General features: G+C 59.2%; 6 protein-coding genes and 1 pseudogene. 3 read left to right on the top strand and 4 right to left on the bottom strand.

What is annotated here, in order from left to right:
- Window positions 1-166 precede the first annotated feature (166 nt).
- Window positions 167-526, bottom strand: a complete 360-nt coding sequence (locus HGP16_RS31685; protein WP_168843896.1) for a hypothetical protein — start codon at window positions 524-526, stop codon at window positions 167-169.
- A 277-nt stretch (window positions 527-803) separates the two neighbouring features.
- Here HGP16_RS31685 and HGP16_RS31680 point away from each other — a divergent pair, with 277 nt between their 5' ends.
- Window positions 804-2765 carry an elongation factor G gene (locus tag HGP16_RS31680; protein ID WP_168843895.1) on the top strand — a complete coding sequence of 654 codons (1962 nt, stop codon included), beginning with the start codon at window positions 804-806 and terminating at the stop codon, window positions 2763-2765.
- Window positions 2766-2889: 124 nt separating this feature from the next.
- On the opposite strand, the gene HGP16_RS34490 is transcribed toward HGP16_RS31680, so the two are convergent.
- Entirely contained in the window at window positions 2890-3018 is a 129-nt protein-coding gene (locus HGP16_RS34490; RefSeq protein WP_281408286.1) for a hypothetical protein, read from the bottom strand.
- A 33-nt stretch (window positions 3019-3051) separates the two neighbouring features.
- Here HGP16_RS34490 and HGP16_RS34845 point away from each other — a divergent pair.
- A pseudogene (locus HGP16_RS34845) lies at window positions 3052-3162 on the top strand (LysR family transcriptional regulator); the annotation flags it as partial.
- Between the two features lie 142 nt (window positions 3163-3304).
- Here the strand turns inward: HGP16_RS34845 and HGP16_RS31675 are convergent.
- Together HGP16_RS31675 and HGP16_RS31670 are read right to left on the bottom strand one after the other, a co-directional pair.
- On the bottom strand, window positions 3305-3538 hold the full coding sequence (locus HGP16_RS31675; protein WP_168843894.1) for a hypothetical protein: 234 nt from the start codon (window positions 3536-3538) through the stop codon (window positions 3305-3307).
- A gap of 234 nt (window positions 3539-3772) precedes the next feature.
- Window positions 3773-4531 carry a TetR/AcrR family transcriptional regulator gene (locus tag HGP16_RS31670; RefSeq protein WP_246703613.1) on the bottom strand — a complete coding sequence of 253 codons (759 nt, stop codon included), beginning with the start codon at window positions 4529-4531 and terminating at the stop codon, window positions 3773-3775.
- A gap of 90 nt (window positions 4532-4621) precedes the next feature.
- Between HGP16_RS31670 and HGP16_RS31665 the strand changes: the two genes are divergently transcribed.
- The gene (locus HGP16_RS31665) at window positions 4622-5848 is read left to right on the top strand and encodes a multidrug effflux MFS transporter (RefSeq protein ID WP_168843893.1); all 1227 of its coding nucleotides are present in this window, start codon (window positions 4622-4624) and stop codon (window positions 5846-5848) included.
- Window positions 5849-6000 lie beyond the last annotated feature (152 nt).

Here is a 6000-nt window from a genome sequence, read left to right as displayed (position 1 = left end):
AAAGCCGCGTTCACCGCATCCAGGCGATCGCACAGTGGAAGGCTGCGGCGGGAGCCGTGGCCTGAGATCAATCCTGAAGGCCGAACGTCAAACGTGCTTCCGAATTCAAGTTAAGGTGACATCGCCCAACAGCGGCCACCAGCGATGATTGCCAGAACAGGCAGACCTAGTTGCAGCGCTTGTAGATCTGAACACCGCCCATGTCCCAGCCTTCGGGATGGAATGCCAGGGTGCCATCGGCCGAATTGATTGCGAAGCCGCTGGCATCCGTATCGTCATCGAAATTCAGACCTCCCCGTGCGCCTGGCCCCGAACCGGAATCGTACACGGATTTTTCAGGCTTCGCTGTACCCAACGCAATCGTATGAGCATGGATGACGAGCTTGCTGCCGGGATCGCTGCAGTTTCCTTTCAGCCCCCAGGTGCCCTGATATGCTTTAGGTGTCGACGTTTCCGCTTGTGCAACGGCGATGGTCGAGGCGATTGCCACTGATGCGAGAACCGCTGTTTTGACGAAGCGCAACATTTGTTGCTCCCTTGGTTGACGGATGTGGAGAGCGGCAGGAAAATTGCCCGACCGCACAGGTCCTTACCAGAGCAGAACGAAATGGAGTCATTCGCTCTGCTCTGACTCTTTGTTTTGCCGCATGACCCCGAAAGTCGGCGCGTTCGGGATCATGTGCTAGTAGAGACTAAGGGGTCGAACTTTGACCAATAAGAAATAGCGCCTCTGGCGCCTTGCAGCGGTTCAGGGCATCCTATGGTGGCTGAAAATTGTGTTTATGGCAGTTGGAGGAAGGCCGATGCGCTGCTTTACCGTGCTTGGACCCTCGCAGACCGGAAAATCGACAGTCGTGGAAAAGCTCGGCTCCCTGGAGGGGGCGCCGAGAAAATCCAGCTCCCCTTATGGATTGAACCTCACGGAATTCACCTTCGGGAACGAGGCGTGGTGTGCGCTGGACGCGCCAGGACCCAACGAAGCGTTGGCGCATGCGCAGCACGCGCTTCTTGCCAGCGATGCCTGCATACTGTGCGTTTCATCGGCACCCGAGGAGGCTGTGCTCGCCGCGCCCTATCTGCGGATAGTCGAAGCCTCTGGGACGCCTTGCATCCTCTTCGTCAACCGGATGGACGAACCGAGAGGGCGGCTAAGGGACGTGATCGCCGCGCTTCAAGACTACGCCAACCACACTCTTTTGCTTCGCCAGATCCCGATCCGCGAAGGGGACAGGATCATCGGCAGTTGTGATCTGATTTCGGAACGGGCGTGGCGCTACCGGGAAGGCCAGACTTCGGCGCTGATCGCAATCCCCGAAAGCACCACCGAACGCGAGCACGAGGCGCGCACCCAGTTTCTGGAACATCTGTCCGAATTCGATGACTGGCTTCTCGAGGAACTGATCGAGGACCGCGAGCCACCCAGCGACGCGCTCTACGCCATTTCATCACGGGTTCTCAGGGAAAACAGGATTATCCCGGTCCTGATCGGTGCTGCAAGTCACGGCAACGGCATGAAGAGGCTGATGAAGGCGCTGCGCCACGAGGCGCCGCCGGTAGGGGTTCTGCGGCAGCGTCTCGCTCATGCGGGGACTGTCGATGAAGGCAAGCTGGTGGCCGTGAGCTTCCATGCCTATTATCGCCAGAATGTCGGCAAGACGGTGCTCGTGCGCGCATTTGGTGAGGGACTGCGGCAAGGCGCATCACTGGGCGGCTCCAGCCTCGGCGCCGTACAAAGTCTTGCAAACGGGCGGTCCAATTCGGCGGTTCTGCCTGCGCCGGGCGATGTCTTCGCGACGGTCAAATCCGACCATCTGCGCGTCCCTTCGCTGTTGACACCCGGCGCGGTGGTCGCCCCGCCTGAGTGGACGGAACCACCCACGCCGATGCTTGAAAGGATCCTAATTCCGGGCAGCGAGCGTGACGAAAACAAGCTTTCCGAAACGCTGGCAAAACTTGCCGAGACGGATCGCGGCCTGAAAGTCTTGCAGGAGGAAGGCACGGGCGCTCAACTCGTCCGCGCCCAGGGGCCGGTCCATCTGCGTGATCTCTGCCGAACGCTGTCCGATGTCTTTCACATCTCCGTGACCGACCGAACGCCCAGCCCGATCTACCGCGAGACGATCACGAAACCATCGGAGGTTCATTACCGCCATCGCAAACAAACCGGCGGTGCCGGGCAATTCGCGGATGTGAAGCTGAGCATTCACCCTAACGAGCGCGGTCAGGGCTTCACCTTTGGCGAAACCGTCAAGGGCGGCGCCGTTCCGCGCAATTACATCCCCGCCGTCGAAGCGGGCGCGCGCGAAGCGATGGAGAAAGGACCGCTAGGCTTCGAGGTCATCGATGTCGGCGTAACGCTGTCAGATGGTCAGCACCATACCGTCGACAGTTCGGAACACGCCTTCCGGACTGCGTCGAAAATGGGGGTGCGTCAGGCGCTTTCCGAAGGATCGACCGTCTTGATGCAGCCGGTCTTCCGCAGCGAGATTCACATTCCGTCGGTCTATTCGGGCAGCCTCGTCCAGATCGTCTCCGCACTCAACGGCCAGGTTCTCGGCTTCGACCGGGATGAAACCGCCAAGGGATGGGACATCTTCCGGGCGCTCGTTCCGGGCGGCGCACTTGACGATCTCGCGCGGGCGCTGCGCTCGGCGACGCAGGGCATTGGTTATTTTTCCAAGACCTTCGATCATTTCGAGGAGCTATACGGCAAGGAAGCGGACGCCATCGTGAGGGCTCGCGAGACACCGGGCATCGCACACTGAAACGTTCGCCCCACTTCATGCCCGTTCGCAGAGCCTACTGGCCGCTGGAGCGAGGCGGTTCGGTACGGAGCGGCTGGTCAAAAGCGCAGGGGAGGCGCTATCGCTAACGCCTGACGCACCCCGTTCACCCCGTGTTATCAAGCGCCCTATTCGTGCTGCGGGTTACGTCTTCCCAAGCGTCCAATTCCTGCTGGAAGCTGGTGATCTTCTTGCGGATCAAATCCAGCGCATCGCCACCGATGACGAGGCGCATCGGAGGTTTTTCCGCTTCCACGGTTGTGATGAGTGGACGGCGCCGTTCCCCGGCTTCTTTCTCTACTATCCCTCGCGCCGGCAGATGCGGCCGGTGTTTGGGGCTTTCCTGGATATGCTGCGTAACCCGTCCGGACACCTCTAACCAGGCCGCTGTCCACCGCGTATCGCCTTTCATGGCGTTGAGTGGAGGTGATTTAGGAGCGCCAAAAACCATCTTCAAGAAAAAGATGTTTGAAGCCTTCAGTGCCTGGGAAGCTCGTCGTATGCTGGCCTCGGCAGGAGGTCTAGGTCATCCGCTTCAATAGCGCGAGCAGGATCTCCGTGTTTCCGTTGGCCTCAAGCGAGAGCAGCTGATTGTCCACCAGGTCAGCGATTGCCAATAATATCTCGCGCTCCGACCATCCGGCCTCGATCGCAGCACCGATTAAATCCCGAAACGCCGCCTGAATCGCGTCCTGGCAGCGGATGTGCCTGTCGGGATCGTCTTCGGTCACGAAGGGTCGTGCGATATCGAACATGCTCCGAAAGTGAACTGATTTGCCGCCTTTGGCAATCGAACATCAGCAGCGTCTAAAATGCGGGCGGCGGGCCACATCGTGAATTTCATCCGTATCCACGCAGGTGCATTCATAGCCGCTCATAATCAGGCGACTTTTGCGGCGAGCATTTCATCGATGCAGTCTTCGTGCAGCGCCTCCAGGTGATCGGACCAGCGAATTGTTTCCACGGCTCCCGTGTTCTTCGCAATGCTGTCAGCGCTTCTGAAACGCGCGCAGGAAGGTTTTGGTTGCGTCTCTTGCCATGCGGTCGATCTCCTCGTCTGGAGTTGGACGGCCAGTCTGCAGGTTGATCCTGAGATCTGTTGCGAGCAGCGCCATGTATTGGCGGGCAGCAAGCGCCGGATCGTCAATGTCGAGATAGCCAGCCAAAGCGAGTTGCGCCAGACGGGCTGCGATCGCAGGGTATTTCTTGCCCGGTCCGTATTCCTTCCAGGTCTCGAACAGTTCAGGAAATCTGTCGCCTTCGGTCTCGACGAGCTTGCGCAACCAGCGGCCATTCGGATCGCAGACCGCCTTACGCAGAAGAAGTGCTGAAAATTCGCTCATTTCCCTTTCCAGATCGACGGGCGCCACCGGGAAAGTATCCAGCACCCGGAAGAAGCCGGCACTCGACTTCTCGGTGATCTCTGCAACCACAACCTTGAAGAGGTTATCCTTGTCCCCGAGTTGGTTGTACACCGTCTGGCGTGACACCCCGGCTCTTGCGGCGATGGCATCGATGCTTGCTGCCGCAAACCCGTCGTTGGCAAAGACATCAGCGGCCGCGTTGAGGATTGCCTGACGTTTGCTGGTGGCGGGCGGCCAACTATCTGTCTCGGAAGAAACCGTTGCGGGCGAAGTTTTCATGACACCACCATACAGGACTTGACAAAATGGACAATGCTGTCCAAAATATTTTACATAATTGACGGATGATGCGTTGGAACCATCTCCGTCCTTCCTTAGTCCCATCTATAATCGTCCACTCAATTCCCGTCACATGCTTTTTGTATGAGACCTTTGCTGTGTCCGGGGAATGGTGTGCCGGAAAGGTATGTTTCCATGCAGATCAAGGCTTCCGTTTCATCCCCCCGAGCCGGTGACAGTTCCCGCCATGCCGTTGTTCTCGGCCTCCTTTCAGCCGTCGGTCTCTTTGCCCTCGACATGTATCTACCCGCGTTGCCGACGATCAGCCTGGATCTTCGTGCTGACAGCCATGCTGTTCAGGCAAGCCTGATCTCCTTCTTCGCCGCCATGGCTGTGTCGCAGATCGTCTACGGCCCGCTGTCGGACATGTTTGGGCGCAAGCGGCCATTGTATGTTGGCCTGGTCCTCTACATCCTCGGCGCGATCGGCTGCGCGCTGTCCAGCGATATCGGCTGGCTGGTCGCGTTCCGTTTCATCCAGGGCACCGGTGCCTGTGCCGGCGTGGTGATTGCCCGCGCCATCGTCCGTGACCTGCATACGGGGGCGGCGGCCGCGCAGTTGATGTCGCGGCTTATGCTTGTTTTCAGCATCTCACCCATCCTGGCGCCGCTCGCGGGCAGCATGGTGACGGTGTTCGGGGACTGGCGGCTGATCTTTTGGGTCATGGTACTCGCCGGCGTCGTCGGCCTCGTTGCAGGCCGCTTTTTCCTTGAGGAGACGCGTCCGGTGACGGCTCGTAGCGAAAGCAGTTTCGGCGGGGCACTGAAAAGCTATGGAACGGTTCTCAAGGACCCCTACTATCTCGGACTGGTGCTGATGGCCTCGTTCGGCATGTCCAGCTACATGATCTATGTCGCCAACTCTTCCTTCATACTGATCGGCCATTACAGGCTCTCACCGACCTTCTACAGCGTGGTCTTTTCCGTGAATGCCGTCGGGTTCATCGGCATGTCGCAGTTGAACGGCTGGCTTGCTCGCCGTATCGGCCTGCGCAAGGTCATTCGCGGTGCAGTTGCCGGTTATGCGCTGACGATGGTGACGCTGGCCGTCGTCATGGCGTTTGGCGTTGACCGCCTCGACATCATGGCGGCGTTCCTGTTTGCGGGCTACGCTTTCCTTGGCATGATCGTGCCGAATGCGGCAGTCCTGGCGCTGGAACACCATGGGCGCATCGCCGGCACGGCCTCGGCTATGATGGGGACGCTCCAGTTCATGACATCCGCGCTGGTGGTCGGCATCGGCGGTATGTTTATGGACGGTACGGCGCGACCGATGGTGATCATCATCGCTATCTGTTCGGGTGTTGTGCTCTTCCTCTCACTTGCAGTGCTGAGGAGCCGGCATGTGGTGGCGGCTGAATAGATCCTGCTGCTACCTATTCCAGATGCCGCGCCAGCACATCTTCGATCCATTTCATGAATGCGCGGACGCGGCGCGACAGATTGCTCCGATGTACTACGACGAGGAACACGGGCGGCGCCCGGCGACGAAAATCGGATGAAGGCCAGGAAGCT

This window comes from Rhizobium sp. P40RR-XXII, assembly GCF_012641405.1.
Taxonomy (GTDB): domain Bacteria; phylum Pseudomonadota; class Alphaproteobacteria; order Rhizobiales; family Rhizobiaceae; genus Rhizobium.
Note: the sequence above shows the minus strand (reverse complement) of the source record. Positions and strands in the feature narration are given on the sequence as shown.